Source organism: Streptomyces sp. NBC_00322 (genome assembly GCF_036147535.1).
Classification (GTDB): Bacteria; Actinomycetota; Actinomycetes; order Streptomycetales; family Streptomycetaceae; genus Streptomyces.
In genome coordinates this window covers 4327630-4354122 of record NZ_CP108019.1, presented here as the reverse complement: position 1 = coordinate 4354122, position 26493 = coordinate 4327630, and the positions used below count along the sequence as shown (strand labels likewise).

Annotated in this window: 25 protein-coding genes and 2 pseudogenes; 13 read left to right on the top strand and 14 right to left on the bottom strand. The window is 71.4% G+C overall.

Going from position 1 to position 26493, the window contains the following annotated elements:
* Positions 1-242 precede the first annotated feature (242 nt).
* Positions 243-2324: a PhoX family protein gene (locus OG905_RS19740; protein WP_328673743.1), complete on the top strand. Its 2082-nt coding sequence runs from the start codon at positions 243-245 to the stop codon at positions 2322-2324.
* A gap of 6 nt (positions 2325-2330) precedes the next feature.
* On the opposite strand, the gene OG905_RS19735 is transcribed toward OG905_RS19740, so the two are convergent.
* The gene (locus OG905_RS19735) at positions 2331-3302 is read right to left on the bottom strand and encodes a hypothetical protein (RefSeq protein ID WP_328682461.1); all 972 of its coding nucleotides are present in this window, start codon (positions 3300-3302) and stop codon (positions 2331-2333) included.
* 14 nt (positions 3303-3316) lie between these two features.
* The gene (locus tag OG905_RS19730) at positions 3317-4792 is read right to left on the bottom strand and encodes an APC family permease (protein ID WP_328673741.1); all 1476 of its coding nucleotides are present in this window, start codon (positions 4790-4792) and stop codon (positions 3317-3319) included.
* A 311-nt stretch (positions 4793-5103) separates the two neighbouring features.
* On the opposite strand from OG905_RS19730, the gene OG905_RS19725 reads away from it, so the two are divergent.
* Positions 5104-5502, top strand: a complete 399-nt coding sequence (locus OG905_RS19725; protein ID WP_266480248.1) for an RNA-binding S4 domain-containing protein — start codon at positions 5104-5106, stop codon at positions 5500-5502.
* A gap of 459 nt (positions 5503-5961) precedes the next feature.
* Here OG905_RS19725 and OG905_RS19720 read toward each other — a convergent pair whose 3' ends face one another.
* The 5 genes from OG905_RS19720 to OG905_RS19700 all read right to left on the bottom strand — a co-directional run bounded on the left by OG905_RS19720 (position 5962) and on the right by OG905_RS19700 (position 11072).
* Positions 5962-7953, bottom strand: coding sequence for an FUSC family protein (locus OG905_RS19720; RefSeq protein ID WP_443044078.1), 1992 nt, complete (start codon positions 7951-7953; stop codon positions 5962-5964).
* Between the two features lie 73 nt (positions 7954-8026).
* Entirely contained in the window at positions 8027-8272 is a 246-nt protein-coding gene (locus tag OG905_RS19715) for a DUF2630 family protein (RefSeq protein WP_328673736.1), read from the bottom strand.
* Between the two features lie 11 nt (positions 8273-8283).
* Entirely contained in the window at positions 8284-9228 is a 945-nt protein-coding gene (locus OG905_RS19710) for an NADP-dependent oxidoreductase (protein WP_328673734.1), read from the bottom strand.
* A 94-nt stretch (positions 9229-9322) separates the two neighbouring features.
* Entirely contained in the window at positions 9323-10384 is a 1062-nt protein-coding gene (locus OG905_RS19705) for an endonuclease/exonuclease/phosphatase family protein (RefSeq protein WP_443043959.1), read from the bottom strand.
* On the bottom strand, positions 10365-11072 hold the full coding sequence (locus OG905_RS19700; RefSeq protein ID WP_328673733.1) for a TetR/AcrR family transcriptional regulator C-terminal domain-containing protein: 708 nt from the start codon (positions 11070-11072) through the stop codon (positions 10365-10367). The genes OG905_RS19705 and OG905_RS19700 overlap by 20 nt, the downstream gene beginning before the upstream one ends.
* Before the next feature lie 127 nt (positions 11073-11199).
* Between OG905_RS19700 and OG905_RS19695 the strand changes: the two genes are divergently transcribed.
* On the top strand, positions 11200-11481 hold the full coding sequence (locus OG905_RS19695; RefSeq protein WP_328673731.1) for a hypothetical protein: 282 nt from the start codon (positions 11200-11202) through the stop codon (positions 11479-11481).
* Positions 11482-11498: 17 nt separating this feature from the next.
* On the top strand, positions 11499-12308 hold the full coding sequence (locus OG905_RS19690) for an MBL fold metallo-hydrolase (RefSeq protein WP_328673729.1): 810 nt from the start codon (positions 11499-11501) through the stop codon (positions 12306-12308).
* Positions 12309-12395: 87 nt separating this feature from the next.
* On the opposite strand, the gene OG905_RS19685 is transcribed toward OG905_RS19690, so the two are convergent.
* Complete coding sequence (locus OG905_RS19685; protein ID WP_328673727.1) at positions 12396-13313, bottom strand: hypothetical protein; 918 nt, start codon at positions 13311-13313, stop codon at positions 12396-12398.
* Between the two features lie 85 nt (positions 13314-13398).
* Positions 13399-13899 (bottom strand): MarR family winged helix-turn-helix transcriptional regulator, encoded by a 501-nt coding sequence (locus tag OG905_RS19680; protein ID WP_328673725.1) that lies wholly within the window; start codon positions 13897-13899, stop codon positions 13399-13401.
* Positions 13900-14015: 116 nt separating this feature from the next.
* Between OG905_RS19680 and OG905_RS19675 the strand changes: the two genes are divergently transcribed.
* From OG905_RS19675 to OG905_RS19665, 3 genes are all read left to right on the top strand, one after another.
* Complete coding sequence (locus OG905_RS19675; RefSeq protein WP_328673724.1) at positions 14016-14390, top strand: DoxX family protein; 375 nt, start codon at positions 14016-14018, stop codon at positions 14388-14390.
* Between the two features lie 99 nt (positions 14391-14489).
* The gene (locus tag OG905_RS19670) at positions 14490-14867 is read left to right on the top strand and encodes a hypothetical protein (protein WP_328673723.1); all 378 of its coding nucleotides are present in this window, start codon (positions 14490-14492) and stop codon (positions 14865-14867) included.
* A gap of 169 nt (positions 14868-15036) precedes the next feature.
* Positions 15037-15165: a DUF6126 family protein gene (locus OG905_RS19665; protein WP_222123134.1), complete on the top strand. Its 129-nt coding sequence runs from the start codon at positions 15037-15039 to the stop codon at positions 15163-15165.
* 30 nt (positions 15166-15195) lie between these two features.
* On the opposite strand, the gene OG905_RS19660 is transcribed toward OG905_RS19665, so the two are convergent.
* Entirely contained in the window at positions 15196-15978 is a 783-nt protein-coding gene (locus OG905_RS19660) for a bestrophin-like domain (RefSeq protein WP_328673719.1), read from the bottom strand.
* A 753-nt stretch (positions 15979-16731) separates the two neighbouring features.
* Here OG905_RS19660 and OG905_RS19655 point away from each other — a divergent pair.
* The 4 genes from OG905_RS19655 to OG905_RS19640 all read left to right on the top strand — a co-directional run bounded on the left by OG905_RS19655 (position 16732) and on the right by OG905_RS19640 (position 20486).
* Complete coding sequence (locus tag OG905_RS19655; RefSeq protein ID WP_328673717.1) at positions 16732-18765, top strand: NADPH-dependent 2,4-dienoyl-CoA reductase; 2034 nt, start codon at positions 16732-16734, stop codon at positions 18763-18765.
* Between the two features lie 20 nt (positions 18766-18785).
* A complete protein-coding gene (locus OG905_RS19650) occupies positions 18786-19325 on the top strand; it encodes a PadR family transcriptional regulator (RefSeq protein WP_328673715.1) in 540 nt (179 codons plus the stop codon).
* A gap of 83 nt (positions 19326-19408) precedes the next feature.
* A complete protein-coding gene (locus tag OG905_RS19645) occupies positions 19409-19591 on the top strand; it encodes a hypothetical protein (protein ID WP_328673713.1) in 183 nt (60 codons plus the stop codon).
* Between the two features lie 76 nt (positions 19592-19667).
* The gene (locus OG905_RS19640) at positions 19668-20486 is read left to right on the top strand and encodes an MOSC domain-containing protein (RefSeq protein WP_328673712.1); all 819 of its coding nucleotides are present in this window, start codon (positions 19668-19670) and stop codon (positions 20484-20486) included.
* Between the two features lie 28 nt (positions 20487-20514).
* Here OG905_RS19640 and OG905_RS19635 read toward each other — a convergent pair whose 3' ends face one another.
* Complete coding sequence (locus OG905_RS19635) at positions 20515-21810, bottom strand: phosphoribosyltransferase (protein ID WP_328673711.1); 1296 nt, start codon at positions 21808-21810, stop codon at positions 20515-20517.
* A 70-nt stretch (positions 21811-21880) separates the two neighbouring features.
* Here OG905_RS19635 and OG905_RS19630 point away from each other — a divergent pair, with 70 nt between their 5' ends.
* Positions 21881-22675 carry an HAD-IIA family hydrolase gene (locus tag OG905_RS19630; RefSeq protein WP_328673710.1) on the top strand — a complete coding sequence of 265 codons (795 nt, stop codon included), beginning with the start codon at positions 21881-21883 and terminating at the stop codon, positions 22673-22675.
* Positions 22672-23088, top strand: a complete 417-nt coding sequence (locus OG905_RS19625) for a TIGR03668 family PPOX class F420-dependent oxidoreductase (RefSeq protein ID WP_328673708.1) — start codon at positions 22672-22674, stop codon at positions 23086-23088. The genes OG905_RS19630 and OG905_RS19625 overlap by 4 nt, the downstream gene beginning before the upstream one ends.
* A gap of 22 nt (positions 23089-23110) precedes the next feature.
* On the opposite strand, the gene corA is transcribed toward OG905_RS19625, so the two are convergent.
* The 3 genes and pseudogenes from corA to OG905_RS19610 form a co-directional block, all read right to left on the bottom strand.
* On the bottom strand, positions 23111-24193 hold the full coding sequence (gene corA / locus OG905_RS19620) for a magnesium/cobalt transporter CorA (protein WP_328673706.1): 1083 nt from the start codon (positions 24191-24193) through the stop codon (positions 23111-23113).
* 83 nt (positions 24194-24276) lie between these two features.
* Positions 24277-24702: pseudogene (locus OG905_RS19615) on the bottom strand (NPCBM/NEW2 domain-containing protein); the annotation flags it as partial.
* A gap of 33 nt (positions 24703-24735) precedes the next feature.
* Positions 24736-26430: pseudogene (locus OG905_RS19610) on the bottom strand (NPCBM/NEW2 domain-containing protein); the annotation flags it as partial.
* Positions 26431-26493: the final 63 nt, after the last annotated feature.

The window sequence follows — 26493 nt, the reverse complement described above, 5'->3', positions numbered from 1 at the left end:
CCGCATGTGGCCGGAACGCTCCGCATCCTGGCCACGGCGGACACGTAAGGTTAGCCGCCGCCCGTGGCGATCTCCGGCAGGGGCGGCCCTCAAGCGTCCGCACATGTCAACCCCGCCTCAGCCGGGCCGCATTCATTCGCCGTTCACTTCCCGGCCGCCACATTGAGCACGTTTACCCCTAACGTCGCGGCGGAACATATTCCGACACCATTGTCGGCGCGGGTGCGCCGGAGGAGGACGAAGTGCGCAAGCTGCTGCCGCTGTTGAACACGAACGCCCACGCGGGCGGACGTTCCGCTCTTACCTGCCGATTCCGCTGTGGCGACGCCTGTTTCCACGAGGTGCCGAACACCAGTGACAACGAGTACGTCGGCGATGTCATAGCCGACGCCCTGTCGCGGCGCTCGATGATGCGCGCCGCCGCCGTGGTGACCGTCGCCGCTGCCGCCGGTACCGCGACCGTCATCGGCGCCGGTGGCCAGCAGGCCTCCGCCGCGGACCTCCCTGCCGCCGACCTTCACGGCGACGGACAGGGCAGCACCGATGGCGCCCGCGGTCTCCGCTTCGCCGCCGTCGCGCCGAACAAGGACGACAAGGTCACCGTCCCCGACGGGTACTCGCAGAACGTCGTCATCCGCTGGGGCGAGCCGATCCTCCGCGGCGCCCCCGCCTTCGACGCCGACAAGCAGACCGCCGCGGCGCAGGCCGGCCAGTTCGGTTACAACAACGACTTCCTCTCGCTGCTCCCGCTCTACGGTGAGCGCGGCCGTCAGGTGCTCGTGGCCAACCACGAGTACACGGACGAAGTCCTGATGTTCAAGGGGTACGACCCGGCCAACCCCACCCGTGAGCAGGTCGAGATCGCCTGGGCCGCGCACGGCCTCGGCGTCGTCGTGGTCGAGGAGGAGCGCCGGACGGGCAAGCTCAACGCGGTCACCCGTCACCAGCTCAACCGCCGTCTGACGGCGACGAGCGAGTTCAAGCTCACCGGCCCCGCCGCTGGCAGCGCCCTGGTGAAGACGTCCGCCGACCCGACGGGCACCAAGGTGCTCGGCACGCTCAACAACTGCTCGGGCGGCACCACCCCGTGGGGCACCACGCTCCACGGCGAGGAGAACTTCAACCAGTACTTCGCCAACGGCTCCAGCACGACCGACAAGCGCTACGGCATCGGCACCGCCGCCACCGAGCGCAAGTGGGAGCGTTTCGACAAGCGCTTCGACGTGGCGCAGGAGCCCAACGAGCCGCACCGCTTCGGCTGGGTCGTCGAGCTCGACCCGTACAACCCGGACTCCACGCCCCGCAAGCGCACCGCGCTCGGCCGCTTCAAGCACGAGGGTGCGCAGCCGCGGCTGACCGACGACGGCCGCCCGGTCGTCTACATGGGCGACGACGAGCGCTTCGACTACTTCTACAAGTTCGTGTCGAGCAAGCGCATGAAGAAGGGCGGCTCGCGTGCCGCCCGTGAGCACAACCTGACGCTCCTCGACGAGGGCACGCTGTACGTCGCCAAACTGACCGGCGACTCCCCGGCGGCCGAGATCGACGGCACCGGGAAGCTGCCGAGCGACGGCGAGTTCGACGGTTCCGGCCAGTGGATTCCGCTGGCCACGGCGGGCCCCGACGGCAGCGTCTCGCACGTGGCCGGCATGAGTGCCGAGGAGGTGTTCGTCTTCACCCGCCTCGCCGGCGACAAGGTGGGCGCCACCAAGATGGACCGCCCGGAGGACATCGAGCCGAGCCCGCGCTCCGGCCGCGTCTACGTCGTCCTGACGAACAACACCGACCGCGGCAAGGCCGGCAAGGCCGCCGCCGACGAGGCCAACCCGCGCAACCTCAACAAGCACGGCCAGATCCTGGAGCTCGCCGAGCACTGGGACGACCCGACGTCCGACGGCTTCGCCTGGCGGCTCTTCCTGGTCGCGGGCGACCCGAACGACCCGGCCACGTACTTCGCGGGCTTCCCGAAGGACAAGGTCAGCCCCATCTCCTGCCCGGACAATGTCGCCTTCGACCCGCACGGCAACCTGTGGATCTCGACGGACGGCAACCAGCTCGGCTCGCACGACGGTCTGTTCGGCGTGGCGACCAAGGGCGAGCGCCGCGGTGAGCTCAAGCAGTTCCTGACGGTTCCGGCCGGTGCCGAGACCTGCGGTCCGCTCGTCCAGGACCGCCGAGTGCTCGTCGCGGTCCAGCACCCGGGCGAGATCGACGGCGCGTCCGTCGAGAAGCCCGCGAGTGTCTGGCCGGACGGACCGGGCAAGATCGTCCGCCCGGCGGTCGTCGCCGTCTGGCGCAAGGACGGCTGCGACATCGGCGTCTGACGCCTGTCATGAGGTGGCGCGCACCTGTGCGCGCCACCTCAGGAATTCCTCCGCCGCGGGTCCCGTGTACGACCACGGGACCCGCGCCGCTTGCCGCCCGAGCAGCCCGAACAGCTGCCTGGCCTCGTCGGCCAGGCCGGCGTAACAGGCCGCGTGCGTCAGATAGTTGAGCTCGCCCATTTCCTCCGGGGCCGCCGGGCCCCGCCCGCGGCCGCCGATCCAGCGGTCCCAGGTGCGCCGTACCTCGGTCACCGCCAGCTCGTGGTGCCAGTGCCGGCCGAAGTCCCGTACCGGCGCAGGACCCGTCGCGCCCTCGGTGACATGGCGGTACTCCTCCACCCGGGCGATCTGCACCAGTACCGGCAGCGGCGACCCGGGCGGCGCCGCGCCCGCCGCGTCCCGGGCGAAGTCGTACATCCGGCCGTGGGTGCCGTGCCAGCGCGCCGAGTGGTAGCGCAGCAGCTGCACATGGCCCTCGATGTTGTGCGGGTCGCGCCGCCGCAACTCGTCCCACCAGCCGCGCAGTTCGCGCCGCGACACGCCCGACTCGTACAGCCGGGCCACCGTCAGCAGCGACACCCACGGCATCGGGTCGTCCGGCTCGGCATCGGCCGCGCGCAGGCAGGCCAGCACCGTCGCATCGAGCCGTTCCTGGTCGAGCGCGGCCCTGCGGCCGGACTCGATCGCCTGGTGGAAGACGCGTACGACCTCGGTCGCCGCCCGCAGCACCTCCGCGTCCGGGCTTCCGGGCTCCGCCGCCCGCCAGGCCTCGACCGCCGACGAGCCCGCGGCCGCGTGCGCGAGGAGCCGCAGCCGGTGGGTGCGCAGCGGCCAGTCGGCTCCGGTGGCGCGCAGCAGATCCCGTACGCCCTGCCAGCGGCCGATCACGATGTCGTGCACGGCGTCGGCGAGCGGCCGATCGCCGAAAGCGGGATCGAAGTCCGGGACGAAACCACCACGTCGGCGGCGCGCGGCCATCTTCGCCACGTCCCTCAGAAGTCCGTCGCCAGCGCCTGGTCGGCGTAGTCGGTATGCCGCGAGGCGGAGTTGGCGTACCGCTCCTCGGCGGCGATGGCCCGCGTCGCGTCCAGTCTGGCGGGTCGATAGTACGAACTCCCCCGCCGCCAGTAGTGGATCATCGGCACCAGACCGGCGGCGAGACCGCCGATACCGATCGCGATCGAGGCCGCGCTCAGCCTGCTCAGTGCCTCGACGAGAATCCAGAGCATGAACAGCGCCCCGAGCAGCGGCCACGCTCCGCCGAGGACGAAGTCCCGTACGGAGGTGAGCAGGGTCTTGCGGTACGCGACGACCGCGGCGATGCCCGCGAGACCGTAGTAGAACGCGATCTGCAGGCCGATCGCGGAGACCGCGGCGGAGAGCACGTCGCCGACCGAGCCCAGCGCGGTGGAGGCGACGAACATCGCGAGCGCCACCGCCCCGACGACGGCGATCGCGACCCAGGGGGTGTTCCAGCGGCGGTGCACGGTGCCCAGCGCGGCGGGCATCGTACGGTCGCGGCCCATCGCGAACAGTGAGCGCGTCACCTGGATCAGGGTGGTCTCCAGGGTGGCGACGGTGGACAGCAGCACCGCCACGACCAGCAGTTTTCCTCCGACGCCAGGCCAGATCGCGTCCCCGAGCGCGCCCAGCACATTGGCGCCGTCCGCCCGGATGTCCTCGTGGTCAAGGATCATGTTCACGGCGATGGTGAAGGCTTCGAAGAGAAGGAAGACGACACCGAGACCGACGAGCGAGGCGAGCCCGGCCGTGCGGCGGCTGTCGCGGGTCTCCTCGCTGAGATTGCTGGTGACGTCCCAGCCCCAGTAGTAGAAGGCGGCGACCAGCGCGCCGGAGGCGAAGCCCGCCGGTCCGTCGAAGTGCGAGAAGCCCAACCAGGACCAGTCGAAGGCGGCGGCGTAGCCGGTGTGCAGCAGCGCGGCCACGACGAAGAACAGCAGGATCGCCAGCTCCACGCCGGACATCAGCAGCTGAGCGCGCACGGTCAGCCGCGCCCCGCCGACGACGACGAGCAGCATCGCCAGGAACCAGGCGGCGCCGGTTGCCGTCGCGAGTGCGGTGTTCTCGGCGAGGTCCGGGTCGAAGAGCGCAAGGGTCATGGCGCCGGCGGGCAGCGATCCGGCCACCATGAAGATCGTCGCGGAGACGACGAGCGCCCAGCCGGACAGAAAGCCGAGGAAGGGGTGGACAGTTCGGCCCACCCAGGAGTAGCTGGCGCCCGCGTTGACGTCGATCCTGCCGAGTCTGCCGAAGGCCAGGACGATGCCGAGCATGGGGATCGCGCAGTAGAACAGCGCGGCGGGTCCCGCGAGACCGACGGAGGCGACGAGTACGGCGGTGGTGGCCGCGATCGAATAGGCGGGGGCACTGCCCGCGACGGCCATCACGATCGTGTCGAAGGTGCCGAGGACATTGGGCTGAAGCCCTCTGCCGGAGTTGGTGCGCATGCGACTCTCCGAATGCCCTGGTGATGCCTGGTGCCGGATGTGCCTGTGTCACACGACATGTGTCGGCGCGTCAGAAACGAATGCCCGCGCAGAGTGAAGGCCCCGCGAGAAGGCCTCCGTGAAGGGAGAACGTGCGCATCGTAGTCGGATGCGTGCGCTGGGGTGAGGGGGTGGGGCCGCTCCCAGAGGCTGGGTGCCGCCATGGGCCGGGGTCCCCGCTCTGCGAAGCGTCACCGTCGCGGTGATCGGCACGGCGGGCGCCGAAGGTATTGCCGGTGCGGGCGATGCGGGCGGACTCGTAGAGTCGGTATATGACTGCAGACGTTTCGGACGAGGGAACGGTACGGGTCGACACCTGGATCTGGTCGGTCCGCCTGACAAAGACCCGCTCGCAGGCCGCCTCGGCCTGCCGGGCCGGACATGTCCGGGTTAACGGCGACCGGGTCAAGCCCGCGCATGCGGTGCGCTCGGGGGACGAGGTGCGGGTCTTCCACGCCGGGCGGGAGCGGGTGGTGGTCGTCTCGAAGACCGTCCGCAAGAGGGTGGGCCCACCGGTGGCGGTCCAGTGCTACGTGGACAACAGCCCGCCGCCTCCGCCGAGGGAATTCGTGGCCCCGGTGGCGATCCGGGACCGGGGTGCGGGGCGCCCGACGAAGAGGGACCGGCGAGAGATGGAACGCTTGCAGGGTGGCGGCGGCCCGGTCCGCTGAGGTTTCGGGGTCGCCCGGTGCCGTGGGGTGCGGGGCTCTGGGCGGTCCGGGGTGCCCGGTGCCGTGGGGTGCGGTTCCGGGTCGCCTCCGGGCTCGACTCCTCGGCGTCGGCGGCGGTGAGGGGTTCGTAGGGGCACCCGGTGTTGGCCGCCAATCGCCTGCGGGGACGACCCTGCACCGCCCCTCCCCACCGGACAGCCCGTGGTGCGCGGCGGTTCGCCCGCGAGACCACCCACCGGGCAGCAACCACCAACGCCCCCTGGCCCACGGCACCCACGGACCCTGGAAACGCGGGGACGACCCTGCACCGCCCCTCCCCACCGGAACGGTGTAGGCCCGGGTCCGCCGGGCGGCGCGAAGCTGCCGCGAGGGTGTGCGGGCGTCAGCCCCCACGTCCCCCTGGGGTCCGGGGCGGAGCCCCGGTTTCGGGAAGGGGCGGGTAGGGGAAACAAACCCCCCTCACCCCGAACCCCCCGGCGACGCGATCGCCCTCGCCGCTCTCACCTCCTGCCGCAGCGCCCCCAGCACCCCCTCCTCGCCCCCCTCCAGCTCCGCCATGACCTCCACCAGCACCTCACTCGCCCGCAAGCCCTCCGCCAGCTCCCGCAGCTGCTGCTCGATCTCCGACACCTCCGCCCGCGTCGGCGGCTCCGCCCCGTGGTTCACGCGTACCCGCGCCGCCGTCGTCGCGTCCACGATGCGTTCGACGGCGACGACCAGCGGCCACCAGGCCGCCGCCCGCGCCCCCGTCGGCGGTGGTTCCGTCAGGGCGCGCTGGAATTCCGTGCGGACGGAGGACAGGTCGCGGTAGATCCGCCGTCGCCGGCGCACCCGTTCCGCCTGGTCCGCCGCCGACTCGGACCCGAACGCGTACGCCACGTACCCCGCCGTGTCCTCCACCGCCGCCGCGAGCCGGTCGCCGATGCGGGTGTGCCAGCTTTCGGGCCAGAGCAGATAGCCCGCGACGAGCGCGATCGCGCAGCCTATGAGGCTGTCGACCAGGCGCGGGAGGACCAGGTCGAAGCCCTGGTGGTTGAGGACGTCGGAGAGCAGCAGGATGACGGGGGTGATGGCCGCCGTCTGGAAGGCGTAGCCCTTCGCGGAGAAGGCCGGGACGAGCGCCGCGAGGACCATCATCACCGGCACGTCCCACCAGCCGCGCGGCACTTGGGAGAGCACGGCCGCCGCGACGACCAGACCCCCCGCCGTACCGAGTGCGCGCAGGACCGCGCGGGAGAAGACCGAGCCGAAGTCCGGTTTGAGTACGAAGGTGACGGTGAGGGCGACCCAGTACGAGCGCGGCACCGGCACCAGCGAGACCAGGGACTGGGCGAGGCCGATGCACAGGGCGAGCCGCAGGCCGTAGCGCCAGGACGGTTCGGAGAGCAGGAGGTCGCGGGCCGTGCGGCGGGCGCGGATGCGCAGGGCCGCGGGCCTGCCGAGCCGGTCGTCGACGTTGTAGGGGTCGGGGTCCGCCTCGTGGACGACGACCGCGGCGTGCCGCAGCGCGGCTTCGACGGCGCGGTCGGCGGGGCCTTCCGGCTCGGGCAACTCCAGTCGGGGCGCCTCGCCTCGGCCCCGGTCGACCGCGTCGGCCAAGTCCCGTACGGCCGCGGCGATTTCGGGCTGCCGCGAGGCCCGCCCGTACAGGTGCGCCGCTGCCGCCGCCTCGACGAGCGGGATCAGCACGTTGAGCTGCGCGAGGAGCCGTACGAGCGGGCTGCTCCGCCCGTGGTCGCGGGCCCGCCGGGCGAGGATCAGGTCGTAGGAGGTGTTGAGGGACTCGGTGACGGCCTGGCGTTTCTCGTCGTACTCCGTCGTGCCCGCCGCATCGAGGAGATCGGCGACCGAGCGGTACGTGGCGGCGACCGCCGTCCGCTCCGGCATGCGTCCGCGCAACGGCCAGGCCAGCAGCGACAGTACGAGGACGAACAGACCGCCGAGCGTGAGCAGCATCGGGGCCTTCCACCACGGCCCGGGCATCGGCAGCCCCGCGCCCACCACCGCGTTGAGCAGGAGCAGCAGCCCGGACACGGATGCCACCGCGCCGATCGACGAGATCATTCCGGAGACGAGCGCGACGAAGGTCAGCGCGGCGACCGCGAGCCAGCCCTGTCCGTAGACGAGCGTGCCGAGCGTGACGCCGATCGCGCCGAAGAGCTGCGGGACGGCGATATTGAAGATCCGCATCCGGTACGCGTCGGCGGTGTCGCCGATGACGCCCGACAGCGCGCCCATCGACACCAGCGCGCCGTACATGGGCTGCCCGATCGCGAGCCCGACGGCGAGCGGCGCGGCGAGTGCGACGGAGGCACGGGCGACGGCGGCCCAGGGCACGGGCGCGGACTGCGGCCGCAGGCCCTTGAGCAGCCACTCGGGTGGGGACAGGCGCCCCGTCGGCGCCTCTGATCCGGAGGATCTCGTGGAAGTTCCGCCCTTGTCTTCACCCATGGTCATCAAAAGACCTCGAAGTGGGCGGCCTGCGCAACTCCCCTGCGCTACTCCCCTGAGGGAAGGCGGGCGGTCAGCCCAGGTAGCCCTCCACCTCGTCGGCGGGCTGCACCCTCGCCGTGTCCGGGTCCTCCCCGAACTCCGCCTTGGCGCGGCGCCGGCGCAGCAGGTCCCAGCACTGGTCGAGCTGGACCTCGAGGTCGCGCAGCCGCGCCTGCTGGTCGGAGTCGAGGCCGTGCTCCTCGGACGTGCGCGCCCGCAGGGCGCGTTCCTCGGCGACGAGTTCGCTGATGCTGCCGAGTATCTGGTCGTTGTCCATGGCTCCTGCTCTCAGAGTACGAAGACCGTCTTGCCGCGTGCCCCGCCCGCGCGGGACTGCGCGAGCGCGTCCGGCGCCCTCTCCAGGGGGAGTTCGGCGTCCACGGGCGCCGTCAGGGAGCCGTCGGCGGCGGCCGCGGCCAGGGTGTCCAGCAGGGCGGCGGAGGGGTGCTGCCGGAAGTCGATGCCCTCGACGCCGGCGGGGAGCCGGGCCTCGCCCGCCACGCCGCGGGTGGTGAGGGCGCGGCCGCCGGCGTGCACCGGGGTGGCCATCGCCGCGAAGGAGGACGCGTCGGCCGACACCAGGTCGACCAGCGCGTCGACGCCGTCCGGGCAGGCGTCCCGTACCGCGGACGACAGGTCGCGAGAGGTGGTGTCGATGGTCGCTGCCGCGCCGAGCGCGGACATCCGGCCCTGCTCGTCGCCACGTACGGCCGCCAGGACCTGGACGCCACGGGCCGCGGCGAGTTGGGTCAGGAAGGTGCCGACGCCGCCCGCGGCACCGATGAGCAGCAGGGACTGCCCGGCGCCCACCCCCGCCGCGTCCAGCAGCTGCGCGGCGGTCATCCCGGCCGTGGGCAGCATGGCCGCCGTCTTCAGCGGGAGGTCGTCGGGGACGAAGGCGATGGCCGCGTCCTGCGGCATGACCACGTACTCGGCGTACGTACCGGTGCCGACCGGCGGCCTGGTCGCCTGGCCGAAGACCGCGTCACCCACCCGGAAGCGGCTGTCGCCGGGGCCGACCACATCCACCCTGCCCGCGAAGTCCGAGCCGATGACCAGCGGGAAGACATGCGGGACCCGGCCGGCGAGCGCTCCGTCGGCGGCCTTCCAGTCGAAGGGGTTGAGGGCCGCGTACGCGATCTTCACCAGCACCTCGCCCTCGCCGGGCTCCGGCTTGGGTACCTGGATCAGCTCGGCCTCGGCCTTGAACGCCCTGACCGCGACAGCACGCATCCGGAACGCCTCCTGACGAACGGCCCCCCGCTGACGGACGGCCCCCCGCGTCTCACCGACACTCCCACGACCCCACTCTTACGCGGGCGCGCACTCAGCGCACGTCGTGCAGTTCGAGCCCGACGAGCAGCGCGCGGTGGTCGGTGTCCGCCAGGTCCAGGAAGCGTGCCGAGCGGACCGAGAAGTCCTCGCTGACCAGCACATGGTCGATCTGCGCGCCCAGTGGGCGGCGGACCGCGGCGGGCCAGGACGGGGTGCGGCCCGCGCCCACGAGGGTGGCGCTGTCGCGCAGCTGACCGGCGTCGAGGATGTGGCGGAAGGCGGCGTGGTCCTCGGTGGCGTTGAAGTCGCCCGCCACTAGCGTCGCCTCGCCCTTCACCCCGCTTGCGTACGAACGCACCCGGCCGAGTTCGCGGCGCCAGTCGCCGATGGCGCCGGGCATCGGCGGCAGGGGGTGCGCCAGCTGCACGTTCACCGGGTGCCCGGCGACGACCGCGACCGAGCCGGGCATCGCGAGCTCGCTGTCGATCCCCGGCGCCGCGCGCAGCGGATACTTGCTGAGGATCGCCGATCCGGAGGCCGAGTCGCCCTCGACCACATTGCGGTACGGGTAGTCGGTGCGCGGGACCCTGGCCGCGAGGGCGTCCAAGCAGGTGCGCGAGCATTCCTCGACGAAGACCAGGCCGGGCTTTTCCCGGCGGATGGTGGCCAGCAGCCCCTCGGTGGCGTTCCCGAACTTGATGTTCGATGTGAGCACCGTGACGCCGGCGACGACCCGCCCCGGCGGATCGTCGGTCAGCCCGGTGTCGTACGGCCTGACGAACCACCCCGTGACGGCGAGTACGGCAGCGGCCCAGATCATGCCGGTGCGCCAGCGCGCGAGCAGGGCGAGCAGCAGTCCGGCTCCCTCGGGCAGCAGCAGCCAGGGCAGGAAGGCGAGCAGCTGGGGGACGGGCGTGATCCCGTCGGTGTCCGCGACGCGGCAGCCCACGACCACGCTGGGAGCGAGGAGCAGCAGGCCCGCGAGCCAGGCAGCGGCGCGCCGTCCGTCCGAGGGGCCCAAGGACGCGTCCGCCGCGTCCGGGGCCGCCGCCGAGATGGCGCTGTTCACAACCGGCCTCCGAGCCGCGGGATGGTCAGTCCTCCTTCGGAGCATACGGGCGGAGGGCGTTGATCAGCAGTTCCACCCCGAAGGTGAACTCCGCATCGTGATCGATCACCGCGAGCTTCGGCGCGAGTTTCGCCACCGCCGGGAAGCCCGAATTCGCGAGCTGCTCGGTGCGCTCCCGTACCGCCGACTGGTCCTCCCCCTTGACGGAGGGCGAATGGAACTCCCGGAGCAAGGAGCCGACCTGGAAGGCGATGAGCAGCCGCAGCGCGTGCACGGCGGCGGCCTCGTCGAAGCCGTGGTCGAGCAGGACGGCGAGGGAGCAGTTGATGGTGGGGAGCGCGCCGGGGGAGGAGAGCTGGCGGGTGAGGACGAGCTCGCAGGCGCGCGGGTGGCGCAGGGACGCCCGCCGGAAGGCGTGGGCGACCGAACGGATGCCGTCCTCCCAGCCGCCGCCCGAGCGGCGGGAGAGCTGCATGTCATGGGTGATGAACTCGGTGACTCCGTCGAGGACGTCCGCCTTGCCGTCGACATGGTTGTAGAGCGACATCGCCTGGACACCGAGGGTGGTGGCGATCCGGCGCATGGAGAGCGCGTCCACGCCCTCGGTGTCGATGATCGTCAGCGCGGCCTCGACGATCCGCTCGCGCGACAGCGGCTCGCGGGGTTCCCGCTCCTCGCCAGGGGCGGATGTGCTGCGCTCCGTGGGGTGTTGACGGGATCTTCCGTCAGACATCGGGGGGCTCCTGGGTGGGTTTCGCGGACTCGTGCCCTACTCCTTGACGACTTACAGCGTAAGTGCTTCTCTCGGTCCCGTACTTACGGCGTAAGTACGGAATGGACTGGCCTGGAGGGCCCGGAAGATGAGCAAGGAAGCGCGCGAGGCACTCGTCCTCGCGTACATGGCGAGCGAGAACCGGCACGAGTACGACGACACCCGGAAGACCTTCGGTCTCCCCCGGTACGAGATCGTCGCCACGGGTCAGGTCTTCGACGGGCTCGCGTGGGCCGCCGGTTACTACGAGGTGACCCGCACGGCCTTCCCCGGCCGGCGCAAGGAACTGGTCTGCGAGCGCGTCCGCTTCGACCCCGCGACCGTCCCCGCCCGGCTCGGCCTCGCGCCGTCCCTCCCTCTCCCCGCGTAAGCCGGAGGCGCGCACGCATGTCTGTGCCCACCGTCCACCATCTCGACTGCGCCCCGATGCATCCGGTCGGCGGCGTCCCGCTGGTCGCCCACTGCCTGCTGGTGGTGACCGGCAGCAGCCTCGTCCTCGTCGACACGGGCCTCGGCTCCGCGGATGTCGCCGACCCGCGGCGGCTCGGCACGTTCTTCCGGCGGACCATGCGGCCCGAACTGGGCATGGCGCACACGGCGTACCACCAGATACGGGCGCTCGGATACGACCCGCGCGACGTTCAGGACATCGTGCTCACGCATCTCGACCTCGACCACGCGGGCGGTCTCGCGGACTTCCCCGACGCGCGGGTGCATGTGATGGCCGACGAGTACCGCGCGGCGATGCGCCGCGACACGCGCCTCGACGCCGGCCGCTACGTCACCGCGCAGTGGAGCCACGGCCCGCGCTGGACCGTCCACGACACGGCGGACTCCAACTGGCACGGCTTCGCGGCGTCCCGTGTCCTGCGCTTCCCGGACGTCCTGATGGTCCCGCTGCCGGGGCACACGCGGGGGCACTGCGCGGTGGCGGTCCAGCAGCCGGACCGCTGGCTGCTGCACGCGGGCGACGCGTACTTCTTCCACGGCGAGATGGACCTGCGCAGGCCGCGGTGCCCCCGCCCGCTGGCGCTGCACCAGCGGCTGTTGGCGGAGAACCACGGCCAGCGCCTTACGCAGCTGGAACGCCTGAGGGAGCTGCGCAGGGCGGACCCGAGGCTGATCCGGATCTTCTCGTCGCACGACGCGCAGGAGTTCGCGACGCTGAGCACGGAGACTTTCGGCCACGTGAGGTGACGGGTCGGGGGGCGCGGGTCGCGCCGTGCGAGATGCGCTCCCAACTACGGCCGAGGCTCTCGCAGTTGGTACCAGGGGTGTCAGGCCCTAGCCCCCACTGACCCTCCCCCCGAGGGTCCGGGGTGGAGCCCCGGGTTCGGGAAGGGGCAGGGCGGGGGAACAACCTCGAGCCCGCGCCCCCCGCCATCGCCCCACCCCCCACGCCCCCACCGCAAGCCCCACCCCCACCCCCGTCACCCACCACGATGTCGGCCGCAGCGTCTCCGTCAGGGCGTCGTACACCGCCCCCGCCGCCGGGCGGTCCACGTCCGCGGGGAGGTCGTCCAGGGCGAGGCCGTGGCCGATCGTGACCGCGAGGCGCAGCAGCGCGCCGCCCGCCGCGATGGCGAGGCCGAGGCCGATCAGGGCGCGGACCCGGCGTGCGGCGAGCAGCACGGCCGCCACCCCGAGCAGTAGCGTCGCCACCGGCAGCCACACCCCCGCGATCTGCAGCCCGTCGAAGACCTCGCGCGCCACGCCGAGCTTGTCGGACTCCAGGATCGTGACCGGGGTGCGCTCCACGGGGATCTGGTCCGCGAACGGCACCCCCTCGTCGCTGAGCTGCTGCTTGACCTGCGCGATGACGGGCCCCAGGTCCATGCTCACGTTGTCGCCGTTGTCGCTGGTCAGTGCCTGCTCGACGGCGGTGTGCGCCGCGCGGTTGACCGTGTTCCAGGCGGTCTTGTAGGCGTCGGTCCCGGAGAAGGAGAACACGGCCTCGTGCAGCAGATTCCGTACACCTTCCTGGAAGGGACCCGCGTCGAACTTCGCCATCGCCTCGTCGGTGATGCGGTCGGCGACGGCGTTCTGCACGGCGGGGTCGGCGGCGAGCGGCGCCATCGTGGCGACATAGCTGTCGGTGTCGCCGATCTCCTGGTCGGCCCAGACGGCGAGCGCGCTCAGCGGCGTCAGGAGGGCCACGAGGACGAGCAGCACCGCCGACGCCGCTGAGAGGAAGCTCCGCACAGCTCAAGGGAACGCGGGCCGCGGGCCGCTCGCGAGCGGTGCGCCGCCGACCGGGCGGTGCGTGGCGCAGTGGGGTGACTGGGCGTCAGCCGCCGCCGGGACAGTCGAATCCGGGGTCCATCGCGTGCAGGATGCGCATGCTGATCTCGCGGAGCTGGTCGAACTGTTCGGGCTCCAGCGCGTCGACGACGAGCGACCGCACGGCCGTCACATGCCCGGGCGCGGTCGCGACGACCTTGTCCCAGCCCTCGTCGGTGAGGACGGCGTTGGTGTAGCGGCCGTCCTCGGTGCAGGGCTCACGGCGCAGATAGCCGCGGTTCTCAAGGCGTTTGACGACATGGGAGAGGCGGGAGAGCGAGCCGTTGGCGAGTACGGCGAGGGTGCTCATCCGCATCGTCCTGCCCGGGGACTCGGAGAGCCCGGCGAGTACGAGGTACTCGAACTGGTTCAGCCCCGCGTCCCGCTGCAGCTGAGCGTCCAGCGCGGCGGGCAGCTTGATCATGGCCGCGCTGAAGGCCCGCCAGGCGGCGAGCTCCCGCTCGTTCAGCCAGCGAGGGTCCTGCGGATCACGGTCGTGCGCGTTCATGGCATCGAGCCTACCCGAGTCACTTGACGCTTCAAGTGATCGCTTCTACGGTGAGGAAGTACGTGGGTTGAAGCTTCAACCCATCGCCGCGATCCGAAGTCGAAGGAAGCCCCGACATGAACATCACCCTGTGGACGGTCGCGGGCCTGCTGGCCGCGCTCTTCCTCGCATCCGGCGCCGGCAAGCTCCTCCAGCCGAAGGCGAAGGTCGTCGCGAGCAGCGGCGCCTGGGCCGAGAGCTTCCCGCCCGGCGCGCTGAAGGGCATCGGTTTGGTGGAGGTGCTCGGCGCGATCGGCCTGATCCTGCCCGCCGCCGTGGACATCGCACCCGCCCTCGCCCCGGTCGCCGCCATCGGCCTCGCCGTGGTGATGGTGGGTGCCGCCGTCACCCACGGCAGGCGCGGCGAGACCAAGAACGTCGCGGTGAACGCCGTACTCCTCGCCCTCGCCCTGGTCGTGGCCTGGGGCCGCTTCGGTCCGTACGCGTTCTGAGTCCGTCGTCCGAGCCTGTCGCCGGACTTGCCAGGCGGTGGACGCGGGTGTGCCCTGAAAGGAGGACGCGGGGGAACGAGAGGGAAGGAGCTCTCCGCCATGGCCGCACACGCAGCGGTGCCCGCACGGCACCACGGTTCTCTCGGCTGGGCGATGCCCGTCAGCCTGGGCCTCGCCTACGGCACCTACGTGCTGTTCATCCGCCACGCCTGGGGTGACGTCACCTGGGGCGATGTCCTTTACGCCCTCGTCGCCGGCGTGATTCTCGCGGCGCTGGCGTTCGTTCTCGGCCGGACCCAGCATCTGCTGCCGCGTGAGCTGCGCGCCGGGGCGTACGGGGCACTGTGCGGCGTGGCCATAGGCTTCCTGTACAGCCTGACCGGGGAGAGCGTGCTGAGCTCCGTCGGCATAGGGGCCATCTTCGGCGCCGTGATGCTCGCCGTGTCCTTCTACCTCTTCTACATGAGAGAGCCCTAGGGGCCCTGCCGGGGCGCTGACCTGCGGTTCTCCATGCGACGCGCGGTTGCCGGACCCGATCCGGCAACCGCGCGCCGCGGTCACCGTACGCAGGAGGATGTCGTCCATTCCGTCGCCCGTACTCTGGAGCGACGGAGTGACGATGGAACGGTGACGCGAGGAGCGACGGGTGAGCGAGAGCGAGAGCTGGAAGGAGCGGGGGGTTGCGCTCCGGGTCTTCGTGTACATCTTCGCGACGCATCTGTTCGCCGGGTTCGTGTACCTGCTGTTCTACGTGGGGGAACACGCGCAGAAGTAAGGGGACTCGCAGTGCCCCGGACAGCCCCGCTCAGCCCCGCCCCACCGCCGTTGCGAACAGCTGGCGGAACGCGTCCGCCGACTCCGAGCCCGAGCGGCCGAACGGGGCGTCGAAGTCCCAGACCAGGAAGAGCAGGAACGCGATCAGCGCGCTGAAGAGACCGGCCATCAGCAGCTCCCTCGGTGTGCGGCCGATCTGCAGCGTGAAGATCAGGCCGACCGTCACCAGCGCCCCGGTGATCAGGCCGAACCACACCACACCCGGCAGCGTCTCCCCGGCGTTCTCCGCGCGCGCGTTGCGCGCGTCGTCCGCGATCGCGATCTGGTCGAGCAGCGGCTGGTAGGCCTGCGCCTCCAGTTCGCCCGCGGGCGCCCTCTCCGCGATGTCGGTACGGACCGCCGCGAGCAACTCCGAGCCCCGGTCGGGCAGTTCGTTGTGGTCGACCATCCTCGGCCATTCCACCTGGACGACATGGGAGACGTACCGGTTGATGTCCGTATGCAGCTTCTCCCGGACGTCGGCCGGGTAGACCTGGGCCCGCTGGGACACCTCGTGCAGGGCCTGCGCCTCGCGCCGTACGTCGTCCTGCGCGGCGCTCCGCGCCTCCCACACGCCCGCGATGGCCAGACCGAGCACGATCGCGTACACGACGCCGACCATCATCGTCATGTATTCGAGGACGTCGGGCGTCTCGCTGCCGTCCTCCTCCGCCACCCCCGCCCTGCTCAGCCGGTACTGCCTGAACAGCACGATGACGAGGACGAAGGCGCACGCGGCGGCCATCGCGAGGACCAGGACCAGCCATTCCGACATGACAGTTCTCCGGAGGGTGTGTGGGGAGCCGGGGAGGGGACGGTGGTTCAGGAGCGGCCGCAACCGGAGGCGGCGGACCGTGAGCGGGGCCGCAGCGCTGCGGCCGCCAGGACTGCCGGGGTGGTTGTCACCAGCATCAGGACCGTGATCGGGGTCCCGGTGCCGGCCGGTTTCCCGGTCGCCCGGCGGTAGTTGCGTACGGCGTGGACGCGCGGCCGCGCTGCGGGCGTCGCGCCGGGAGCCGGAGGGGGAGCGGGAGGCGGATCCGCGACGGGTGCCTTCGAGGGGGCGGGTTCCGGGGGCTCGGGCGAGGGCGGCGCGGGCTCAAGCGGCGCGGGCGACGGCGGCGGGGGCAGCGGGGCCGCCGGAGTGCTGGGCGGTGCCGGAGCCGACGGCACGGGCTGCGTGTGCGTGGGCGCGGGAGCAGGTGTCGGTCTTGGCGCCGGCGTGCAGCTCCCGATGTGAACCGCCAGCGGCCCGACGTCCACGCACACGGCGACGCCGCATCCCTGCGAGCCCAGAATCGCCACGATCCCCAGTACGCACAACTGCTTCCATCCCGCCACAGCGGCACGCTACGGGCGCACGCCCCGGCCGGACGACCACCATCACCCGTACGACTGATCAGCACACTTGTCGGACTGTCGCCACCGAGTAGCCGAGATCACCCGATCTCTCTTTTGCACCTTGTTGCATAATCGCTTCGGGGTCGCTACAACTGGACCGTCGACCCCTGCGCGAGGAGGCGCCCCCATGAACCCGAACCCGAACCCGTACCCGCATCTGCTGAGCCCGCTCGACCTCGGGTTCACCACCCTGCCCAACCGGGTGCTCATGGGCTCCATGCACGTCGGCCTCGAAGAGGCGGAGAACGGCTTCGAGCGGATGGCCGCCTTCTACGCCGCCCGCGCCCGCGGCGGCGTCGGCCTCATCGTCACCGGCGGCATCGCGCCCAACGACCGCGGCCGCCCGTACGAGGGCGGCGCCAAGCTCACCACCGAGGCCGAGGCGGAGCAGCACAGGACCGTCACTGACGCCGTGCACGCCGAGGGCGGGCGCATCGCGATGCAGATCCTGCACTTCGGCCGGTACGCGTACCACGCGGACCTCGTCGCGCCGAGCGCCATCCAGGCCCCCATCAGCCCGTTCGTCCCGCACGCCCTGACCGACGCCGAGGTCGAGGAGACCATCGAGGACTACGTACGGGCGGCACGGCTCGCGCAGTCCGCCGGGTACGACGGCGTCGAGATCATGGGCTCCGAGGGCTACTTCATCAATGAGTTCATCGCCGCCGCCACCAACCACCGCACCGACCGCTGGGGCGGCTCGTACGAGAACCGGATCCGGCTCCCCCTGGAGATCGTCCGCCGCACCCGCGAGCGTGTCGGCCCCGACTTCATCCTGATCTACCGCCTCTCCATGCTCGATCTCGTCCCCGGCGGCTCCTCGCTCGAAGAGGTGATCACGCTCGCCAAGGAGATCGAGGCGGCCGGAGCGACGATCATCAACACCGGGATCGGCTGGCACGAGGCCCGTATCCCCACCATCGCGACCTCGGTGCCGCGCGGCGCGTACACCTGGGTGACCAGGAAGCTGATGGGCTCCGTCTCCGTCCCCCTGGTCACCAGCAACCGCATCAACACCCCCGAGGTCGCCGAGCAGTTGCTCGCCGAGGGCCGCGCGGACATGGTGTCGCTGGCCCGCCCGTTCCTCGCCGATCCCGAATTCGTCGCCAAGGCGCGGGCGGACCGCGCGGAGACCATCAACACCTGCATCGGCTGCAACCAGGCCTGCCTGGACCACACCTTCAGCGGGAAGATCACTTCCTGTCTGGTCAACCCGCGCGCCTGCCACGAGACCGAGCTGGTCCTCTCCCCGACGCGGCTGCGCAAGCGCGTCGCCGTGATCGGCGCGGGTCCCGCGGGGCTCGCCTGCGCGGTCTCGGCGGCCGAGCGCGGCCACGAGGTGACCCTCTTCGACGCGGCGGACGAGATAGGCGGCCAGCTGAACGTCGCCAAGCGGATCCCCGGCAAGGAAGAGTTCAACGAGACGCTGCGCTACTTCCGTACGCAGCTCGAACTGCACGGCGTCGAGGTCCGCCTCGGCGTCCGCGCGACCGCGGACGAGCTCGCGTCGGCCGCGTACGACGAGATCGTGGTCGCCACCGGGGTCACGCCCAGGACCCCCGAGATCCAGGGCGTCGACCACCCGAGCGTCCTCAGCTACCTCGACGTCCTGCGCGACGGAGCCCCCGTCGGCGAGCGGGTCGCGGTCGTCGGCGCGGGCGGTATCGGCTTCGACGTCGCGGAGTTCCTGACCGACGGCGGCGAGGGCGCGAGCCTGGACGCCGAAACGTACTTCCGCCAGTGGGGCGTCGACACCGACTACAGCGCGCCGGGCGGGCTGCGGGCGCCCGAGCGCCCGAAGCCGCCGCGGTCGGTCCACCTCCTGCAGCGCAAGAGCAGCAAGGTCGGCGCGGGTCTGGGCAAGACGACGGGCTGGATCCACCGGACGGAACTCAAGCACCGCGGGGTGACGATGACAGCCGGGGCGACCTACGAGCGCATCGACGACGAGGGCCTGCATGTCAGCGTCGACGGCACGACCACCGTGCTCCCCGTCGACACCGTCGTGCTGTGCGCCGGCCAGGAGCCGCAGCGCGGACTGTACGAGGAGCTGAGCGCCGCGGGCTGCTCGGTGCATCTGATCGGCGGCGCGGACGTGGCGGCCGAGCTGGACGCCAAGCGCGCGATCGACCAGGGCACGCGGCTGGCGGCGACGCTGTAGCGGATCCCTAGGATCGGCCCATGTCCCTCCCGCACGCGATCCTCACGGCCCTGCTCGAAAAGCCCTCGTCGGGTCTTGAGCTGACCCGCCGCTTCGACAGGTCGATCGGCTACTTCTGGTCGGCCACGCACCAGCAGATCTACCGCGAGCTGGGGAAACTGGAGCAGGCGGGCCACATCCGGGCTCTGCCCGCGACGCAGCCGACCCGCGGGCAGAAGAAGGAGTACGAAGTCCTGCCCGCGGGCCGCGAGGAACTGACGGCCTGGGTCGCGAGGTCGGAGGACCCCAGACCGGCGCGCGACCCGCTGCTGTTGCGGCTGCGCGCCGCGGGCGTGGTGGGCAGCGCGGGTCTGGAGGCGGAGCTGGAACGCCATCTGGGGCTGCATCGGCGCCAGTTGGAGGAGTATCTGGCCATCGAGAAGCGCGACTTCCCGCCGGACCGACAGGCGACGGAGCAGGACCGGCTGCGGCATGTGGTGCTGCGGGGCGGGATCGAGCTGGAGACGTTCTGGACGAAGTGGCTGACGGAGGCGCTGGCGGGTTTCCGTACGGGAGCCTGACGTTTACGACGTCCGGTCTTCCGTCTCCTGCGGACGGAGTAGCCCGGCATGCGGCATCTGACGACCCGTGAGACGGTCGCGGCGTGACCGATTCCATGTTCGCCGTCTTCGTCGCGGCAGCTCTCGCTCTTATCGTGACCTCCGTGCGCGGCTTCTCCCGCGCCGGAGGTACGGACCCGTCCGCCGAGGCGCGCTCCGTGACGCTCGCGCTGTACGGCTGCGGTGTCGCCGTACTGACGTTGGCCCTGTTCATCGCGGGGACGTAGCACGGCCACGGGCATTGTCAGTGCCGGCTGGCACGACGCCCAGGTCTAGGACACCCCCTGGCGGTACGCTGACGCCGTGCCCCGAGTGGTGGAACTGACGTCCTATCCGATCAAGGGATGCGCGGGCGTTGCGCTGACAGCGGCCCTGATGACCCGGGCGGGTCTCGCTCATGACCGCAGCTTCATGGTGGTCGGCGAGAACGGGGTGTTCCGCAGCCAGCGGCGCGATCCACGACTTGCGGTCGTCCGCCCCGCGATCACGGCCGACGGCGGGCAACTCACACTCCACGCACCGGGTGTTGACGCCGTCCGTATCGACGTCGACCGCGCGTCGGCGCGCGTCGGGGTGGAGCTGTTCGGTACGGCGTACGAGGGCATCGACCAGGGCCGGGCAGCCGCCGACTGGCTCTCCGACGTACTGGGCACACCGAGCAGGCTCGTGTGCGTGCCGCCGGAACACGGGCGTCTGACGGACGGGTTGACGTCTGGCACCTCCGGCTATGCCGACAGCAGCCCGGTGCACATCCTGTCCGTCTCCTCCCTTCAGGCGCTGAACCGGCGGATCGCGCGGTCGGGCTCCGGCCCGCTGCCGATGACCCGGTTCCGCCCGAACATCGTGGTCGACGGCTGGGACGAGCCGCATACGGAGGACCGGGCCCGGCGCATCACCGTCGGGAACGCCGAGCTCGGTTACGCGAAGCTCGCGATCCGCTGTGCGGTCACCCTGGTCGACCAGAGCAGCGGCGCGAAGGCGGGCCCGGAGCCGCTGCGGACGCTCGCGGGCTATCGGCGGGCGGCCGAGGGCGGTGTGGCGTTCGGCTCGAAGTTCTCGGTGGTACGGACGGGCGAACTGGCCCTCGGCGATGACCTCGTCGTCGGCGAGTGGGACGGCTGAGGCGTCCGACCGAGGGGAGCCAACGAGCTCAGCCGGCCACGCTCTGCGCCGCCAGGTGTGAGGTGAACCAGTCCCGGGCGAGCTCGGCGACCCGGTCCAGGGCTCCCGGCTCCTCGAAGAGGTGCGTGGCGCCCGGCACGATCTCCAGCCGGTTCTCGCAGTGCAGCTGCCTCTGGGCCTGGCGGTTGAGATCGAGGACGAGGGCGTCGTGGCCGCCGACGATGAGGAGCGTGGGGGCTCGTACGTCGCCGAGGGACGGCCCGGTGAGGTCGGGGCGGCCGCCGCGGGAGACCACGGCCCCGATGTCCGCGCCGGAGTCCGTCAGGGCGGCGGCCCGCAGCGCCGCCGCGGCTCCGGTGCTCGCTCCGAAGTAGCCGATCGGGAGGGATTCGCGGCCCCGCAGCCAGCGGGTGGCGTCGGCCAGCCGCCGGGCCAGGGTCTCGATGTCGAAGACGTTGGCCCGGTCCGACTCCTCGGCGGGAGTGAGCAGATCGAAGAGCAGGGTGCCCAGGCCCGCCCGGTTCAGGGCGCCCGCCACGAAGCGGTTGCGCGGGCTGTGGCGGCTGCTGCCGGAGCCATGGGCGAACATCACGACCGCCGCGGCACCTGTCGGCAGGGTGAGGTCCCCGGCGAGAGCGACCCCTCCCGCGTCCACATCCACCTCGGCCTCGGAGCCTGTCGAGGCGCCGTGCGCCGACGCCTGAGCGAGCAGCGAGGCGACCTCCTCGTCGGGAGTCTGCGAGAAGTCCATGTACCACTCGCCGACGGCGCGGAAGGCGCGCGGCGTCGACAGGCACACCACCTCGTCCGCCTCGGCGCGCAGCCACTCGACGGCGTCGGGCGGTGCGACCGGCACGGCCAGCACCACGCGGCCCGCGCCCTGTGCCTGTACGACCTGGCAGGCCGCCGCGGCCGTGGCACCGGTCGCGATCCCGTCGTCCACGATGATCACGGTCCGGCCGGTGAGTGCGAGCCGTGGCCGGTCCGCCCTGAAGCGCCTCGCCTGCCGCGCGAGCTCCGCCTCCTCGGCCCGCTCGACCGACTTGAGCTCGTCCTGCCCCGCCCTGCTCATACGGACGATCTCGTCGCTGATGACCCGCACCCCGCCCTCGCCGATGGCCCCGAATCCCAGCTCCCGGTGGTACGGGACCCCCAGCTTGCGGACCACGATCACATCGAGCGGCGCCCCGAGCGCCCGCGCCACCTCGAAGGCCACCGGCACTCCGCCCCGGGGCAGGCCCAGAACGACCGGCTCCTCCCCCTGTACGTGCCGTAGCGCTTCGGCAAGCTGTCGTCCTGCGTCGGTGCGGTCGGTGAAGAGCACGGTGGTTCACTCCCCCGCGCGTATTGCCCCTTTTGTGGCTATTTTACAAGGCGGCGATACGGTCCTCCGTATGGAACGCATCGGAGCCGCCCTGATCGACATCGACGGCGTACTCACCGTGTCCTTCAAGCCACTGCCCGGAACCGTGGAGGCTATGGAAAGCCTGCGGGCCGCCGGCCTCCCGCTGGCGCTGGTCACCAACAACACCTCACGCACCCGCGCCACGATCGCCGCGAAACTCGCCTCGGCGGGCTACCCGGTCACCGCCGGTGACATCCTCACGGCCCCCGCCGTCACGGCCGCGTACCTCCGCGAGCACCACCCGGGCGCCCGCTGCCTGTTCCTCAACAGCGGCGACGTCCAGGACGATCTCGACGGCGTGACGCTCGTCCCCGAGGCCGACGACACCGCCCCCGACGTGGTCGTCTTCGGCGGCGCGGGCGACGAGTTCACCTATGCCTGTCTCAACCGCGCCTTCCGCGAACTCCAGCGCGGCATCCCGCTGATCGCCATGCACCGCAACCTCTACTGGCGCACATCAGGGGGCCTCGATCTCGACACCGGGGCCTTCCTGCTCGGCCTGGAACAAGCCGCCCGCGTCGAGGCGACAGTCACCGGCAAGCCCGCGGAGGCGTTCTTCGCCACGGCACTGGCCCACCTCGGAGTCACCGCGGCCGAGGCCCTGATGGTGGGGGACGACATCGAGTCCGACGTCCTCGCGGCGCAGCGCTGCGGCATCACCGGGGTCCTGGTCAAGACGGGCAAGTACCTCCCGGAAACCCACGTGTCGGCGCCCGGCACCCCCGACCATGTCCTCGACTCCTTCGCGGACCTGCCCGCGCTGCTGGAACGGGCGGGCCGATGAGGCTCACTCCTGAGGATGCACGACTACGGTTTGCGGCGGCACCGGTCGCACGCCTGGCCACGGTCGGCAGCGAGGGCGCACCGCATCTGGTGCCGTTCACCTTCGCCGTGGACGGCGACCGCGTGTGCTTCGCGGTCGACCACAAACCCAAGAGCACACGCGATCTGCGGCGGCTGCGCAATATCCGCGCCAACGATCAGGTGTCGGCACTCGCCGATCACTACGCGGACGACTGGGCCCGGCTGTGGTGGGCACGGGCCGACGGGCATGCCGAGGTGGTCGAGGAAGGTGAGCGGCTCTCCGGTGTCATTGAGCTGTTGCGCGCCAAGTACGTGCAGTACCGGGAGCGTTCTCCCGAGGGGCCGGTCGTCGTGATCAGCGTGACGCGCTGGACCGGCTGGGCAGCCACCTGATGGGCGGCGGCCGGCGCGGCGCTCAGAGCCAGCCGTTGCGGCGGAAGCTTCGGTGGAGGACGAAGCACGCCACCGCCATGACACCGAGGGCCAGCGGGTATCCGTAGGTCCAGCGCAGCTCCGGCATGTGCTCGAAGTTCATGCCGTAGACGCCGCACACCATCGTCGGTACGGCGATGATCGCCGCCCATGCCGTGATCTTGCGCATGTCCTCGTTCTGGGCGACCGTCACCTGTGCGAGGTGGGCCTGGAGGATCGAGTCGAGCAGGGCGTCGAAGGACGTGATCTGCTCGGCGACGCGGTTGAGGTGGTCGACGACGTCACGGAAGTAAGGCTGGATGTCCGGGCCGAACGGCGGCAGCGAGTGGGTGGCCAGGATCTGGAGCGGGCGGTCCAGGGGTGCCACCGCGCGCTTGAGTTCCAGCAGTTCGCGCTTGAGCTGGTAGATGCGGCCGGCGTCGCCGCGGCCCGCGTGTTCGCTGAAGACGGCGGTCTCGACGGCGTCGATGTCGTTCTGTACGGCGTCCGCCACGGTGAGGTAGTCGTCCACCACATGGTCGGCGATCGCGTGCAGTACGGCGGACGGGCCCTTGGCCAGCTGCTCGGGCGTGGCCTCCAGGGACTCCCGCAGCGGGCCGAGCGAGCCGTGCCTGCCGTGCCGGACGGTGATCACGAAGTCGGACCCGGTGAAGACCATGAGCTCGCCGGTGTCCACGACCTCGCTGGTGGCGGTGAGCTCCTCGTGCTCGACATAGCGGCAGGTCTTGAAGACGGCGAAGAGCGAGTCCTCGTACCGCTCCACCTTGGGCCGCTGGTGGGCCTGCACCGCGTCCTCGACGGCCAGCGGGTGCAGGCCGAACAGCTCGGCGATACCGGCGATCTCCGTCTGCGAGGGCTCGTGCAGCCCGATCCACACGAAGCCGCGGCCCGTCTTGCGGACCCGCCGCAGGGCCTCGTCCACGGGGGCGGCGTCGGGCTGCCGTACGCCGTTCTCGTAGACCACGCAGTTGACGACGGTGCTGCCCAGGGGGGAGCGGGACGGGTGACTCAGGTCCACCGTCCTGCGGTAGGCGCGGCGCACCGCACGGCGGAGGTTGCGGATCATCGGCACAGCTGGGCTCCTTCGGACAATCGTCCGCCAGTGTGCCATCGGTCGCGCCGGCGCAGAGTGCCGCGTCTCGCTCCGGGTCAGCCGCAGCTCAGCGTCGGGGCCGTCCAGTCCGCGTGGTCGTAGTCGATGCCGTCGCCGCTGTCGGTGACGACCAGCCTGACCTCCAGTCCGCCGGTGAGATCCGCGGTCAGCCGCCTGGCCGCGTCGGCCCCGGTGACGCGGCCGCTGTCGGCGACCAACGCGTCGTCCCGGTAGATCCGGAAGACCACGGAGCCGTTCGTACCGCCCGCCTCGTCGTCGATGCCGACACCGGTGGTCAGGGCCGAGCAGCCGCCGCCGAGGTAGTACGTGATCGTGGAACCCGCGTGGGTGCCGAAGCCCTTCGCGTAGGTCGTACCGCCCACGGTGAGGGTCCTGCCGTCGCCCGCGGCCTTCTCGCCGTTGCTTCTGTCGCGTTCCACCGGTCCCCAGCCGCCCACCGCCGAAGTCCACGACAGGTCGCTGAGCGCATGCGTCCCGGCGGCCGGACCGTTGCCGCAGACGAGCCTGGCGTCCGCCCAGTCGGTGTGGTCGTAGTTGATGCCGTCGCCGCCGTCGGTGACGACGAGCCTCAGTTTCGTACCGCCGGTGAGGTCGGCGCTCATCCGCTTGGGCGGATCGTTCGCCGTCCGCAGCCCGCTGTCCGCGAGCAGGGCGCCGTCACGGTAGATGCGGAAGACGGCCGAGCCGCCCGCCGTCGACTCGTCGTCCACGCCGACGTCGACGCTGAAGGACCGGCAGGTGCCGCCCAGGTGATACGTGAGGTCGCTCGCCGCGTGCGTGCCGAGGCCCTTGGCGTACGCCGTCCCGCCGATGGTGAGGGTCCTGCCGTCTCCGGCGGCCTGTTCGCCGTTGCTGCGGTCGCGCTCGACCGGTCCCCAGCCGTTGATCGCCGATGTCCACGGCAGATCGCTGAGCTGGTTGACCCCGGCCGGCGGCGGTACGGGAGCGCCCGGCGTCACGCGGTACATCACGGTGCCGTGGGCGGGCACCGAAGCGCTGATGGCGCCCGTGGTGGTGCTGGTCTGCTTGGACCAGAGGTCCTTGAGCGCGTACGAGGAAGCACCGCCGATCCCGATCGCGTCGACGGTCGTCGAGATCGTTCGCGCCGAGGAGGTCTCGTTCGTCAGGGTCACCGAACGGCCTCCGTCCGCCAGGGGCTTGGACATCACCACCAGGCCGCCGGAACTGGACACGACGGTGCCCTGCCTGCCCAGAGCGTCCTGGTCGACCGCGATCACGTCGGTGTTCTTCAGGATTGCGAGGGTCGCGGCGGATGCGCTGCGCAGATCGCTGCCGATCAGCAGCGGCGCGGCCATCTGTGCCCAGAGGCTGACGTGGGTGCGGTATTCGGTGTCGGTCATCCCGCCGTTGCCGACCTCCAGCATGTCCGGGTCGTTCCAGGCCCCGCGTCCGGCATACGGAGCGAGTCCCTGGTTCTGGTGCGCGATGCCGATCATGCTGGACCAGGAGTCGCTGATGTCTCCGGTCGTACGCCATGAATTGCCGACGCCCGCCGCCCAGTTCCACGGCTGGTTCTCGCCCCACTCGCAGATGCTGTAGAGGATCGGCCGCCCGGTGGCCCTGAGCGCGTCGCCCATCGCCTTGTAGCGCTGCCGTGCGTCGGCGCCGGTGTTGTTGCAGTTGTCGTACTTCAGGTAGTCCACCCCCCAGGACGCCCACAGGTTGGCGTCCTGCCGCTCGTGCCCGAGCCCGCCGGGAAAGCCCTGTCCGTCACAGGTCTTGGTCCCGGCGCTGGAGTAGATCCCGAACTTGAGCCCCTTGGAGTGCACATAGTCGGCAACTGCCTTGATCCCGTGGGGGAAACGCACCGGGTCGGGCACGAGATTGCCGGAGGCATCGCGGTTCGGCAGGGCCCAGCAGTCGTCGATGTTGACGTAGGTGTATCCGGCGTCCTTGAGCCCCTGCGAGACGAAGGCGTCGGCGACGCCCTTGACCATCGCCTCGTTGAACTCGGCCCGGCAGTGGGTGGAGTTCCAGTTGTTGAAGCCCATCTGGGGCGTCAGGGCGAGGCCGTTGTCGACGGCCGCTGCCGGGGGCGCGGCGGCGACCTGTGCGGTGACGGCGGCGAGCGTCGCGGCCGCGGCCCCGCCGGTGAGGAGGGCGAACGCGGCGGTGACGGCGGCCAAGCGCTCTCTGAGCGGGCGTGCGGTGTGTCGTTCGGTGTGCATGTGCGGCTCCAGAGGGGGTCAATGGCGCACAAACAAACGGGGGCGAACGAAAGCCACCACATC

Bases quoted from the DNA above. Each gene is read 5' to 3' on its own strand.
- OG905_RS19700 (WP_328673733.1), bottom strand. From the start codon at position 11,072: ATGTCTGACGGAAGATCCCGTCAACACCCCACGGAGCGCAGCACATCC.
- OG905_RS19650 (WP_328673715.1), top strand. From the start codon at position 18,786: ATGTCCCTCCCGCACGCGATCCTCACGGCCCTGCTCGAAAAGCCCTCG.
- OG905_RS19730 (WP_328673741.1), bottom strand. From the start codon at position 4,792: ATGCGCACCAACTCCGGCAGAGGGCTTCAGCCCAATGTCCTCGGCACC.
- OG905_RS19680 (WP_328673725.1), bottom strand. From the start codon at position 13,899: ATGAACGCGCACGACCGTGATCCGCAGGACCCTCGCTGGCTGAACGAG.
- OG905_RS19705 (WP_443043959.1), bottom strand. From the start codon at position 10,384: ATGCTCCGAAGGAGGACTGACCATCCCGCGGCTCGGAGGCCGGTTGTG.
- OG905_RS19630 (WP_328673710.1), top strand. From the start codon at position 21,881: ATGGAACGCATCGGAGCCGCCCTGATCGACATCGACGGCGTACTCACC.
- OG905_RS19690 (WP_328673729.1), top strand. From the start codon at position 11,499: ATGTCTGTGCCCACCGTCCACCATCTCGACTGCGCCCCGATGCATCCG.
- corA (WP_328673706.1), bottom strand. From the start codon at position 24,193: ATGATCCGCAACCTCCGCCGTGCGGTGCGCCGCGCCTACCGCAGGACG.
- OG905_RS19625 (WP_328673708.1), top strand. From the start codon at position 22,672: ATGAGGCTCACTCCTGAGGATGCACGACTACGGTTTGCGGCGGCACCG.
- OG905_RS19670 (WP_328673723.1), top strand. From the start codon at position 14,490: ATGGCCGCACACGCAGCGGTGCCCGCACGGCACCACGGTTCTCTCGGC.
- OG905_RS19715 (WP_328673736.1), bottom strand. From the start codon at position 8,272: ATGGACAACGACCAGATACTCGGCAGCATCAGCGAACTCGTCGCCGAG.
- OG905_RS19735 (WP_328682461.1), bottom strand. From the start codon at position 3,302: ATGGCCGCGCGCCGCCGACGTGGTGGTTTCGTCCCGGACTTCGATCCC.
- OG905_RS19695 (WP_328673731.1), top strand. From the start codon at position 11,200: ATGAGCAAGGAAGCGCGCGAGGCACTCGTCCTCGCGTACATGGCGAGC.
- OG905_RS19725 (WP_266480248.1), top strand. From the start codon at position 5,104: ATGACTGCAGACGTTTCGGACGAGGGAACGGTACGGGTCGACACCTGG.
- OG905_RS19655 (WP_328673717.1), top strand. From the start codon at position 16,732: ATGAACCCGAACCCGAACCCGTACCCGCATCTGCTGAGCCCGCTCGAC.
- OG905_RS19710 (WP_328673734.1), bottom strand. From the start codon at position 9,228: ATGCGTGCTGTCGCGGTCAGGGCGTTCAAGGCCGAGGCCGAGCTGATC.
- OG905_RS19675 (WP_328673724.1), top strand. From the start codon at position 14,016: ATGAACATCACCCTGTGGACGGTCGCGGGCCTGCTGGCCGCGCTCTTC.
- OG905_RS19720 (WP_443044078.1), bottom strand. From the start codon at position 7,953: ATGGGTGAAGACAAGGGCGGAACTTCCACGAGATCCTCCGGATCAGAG.
- OG905_RS19660 (WP_328673719.1), bottom strand. From the start codon at position 15,978: ATGTCGGAATGGCTGGTCCTGGTCCTCGCGATGGCCGCCGCGTGCGCC.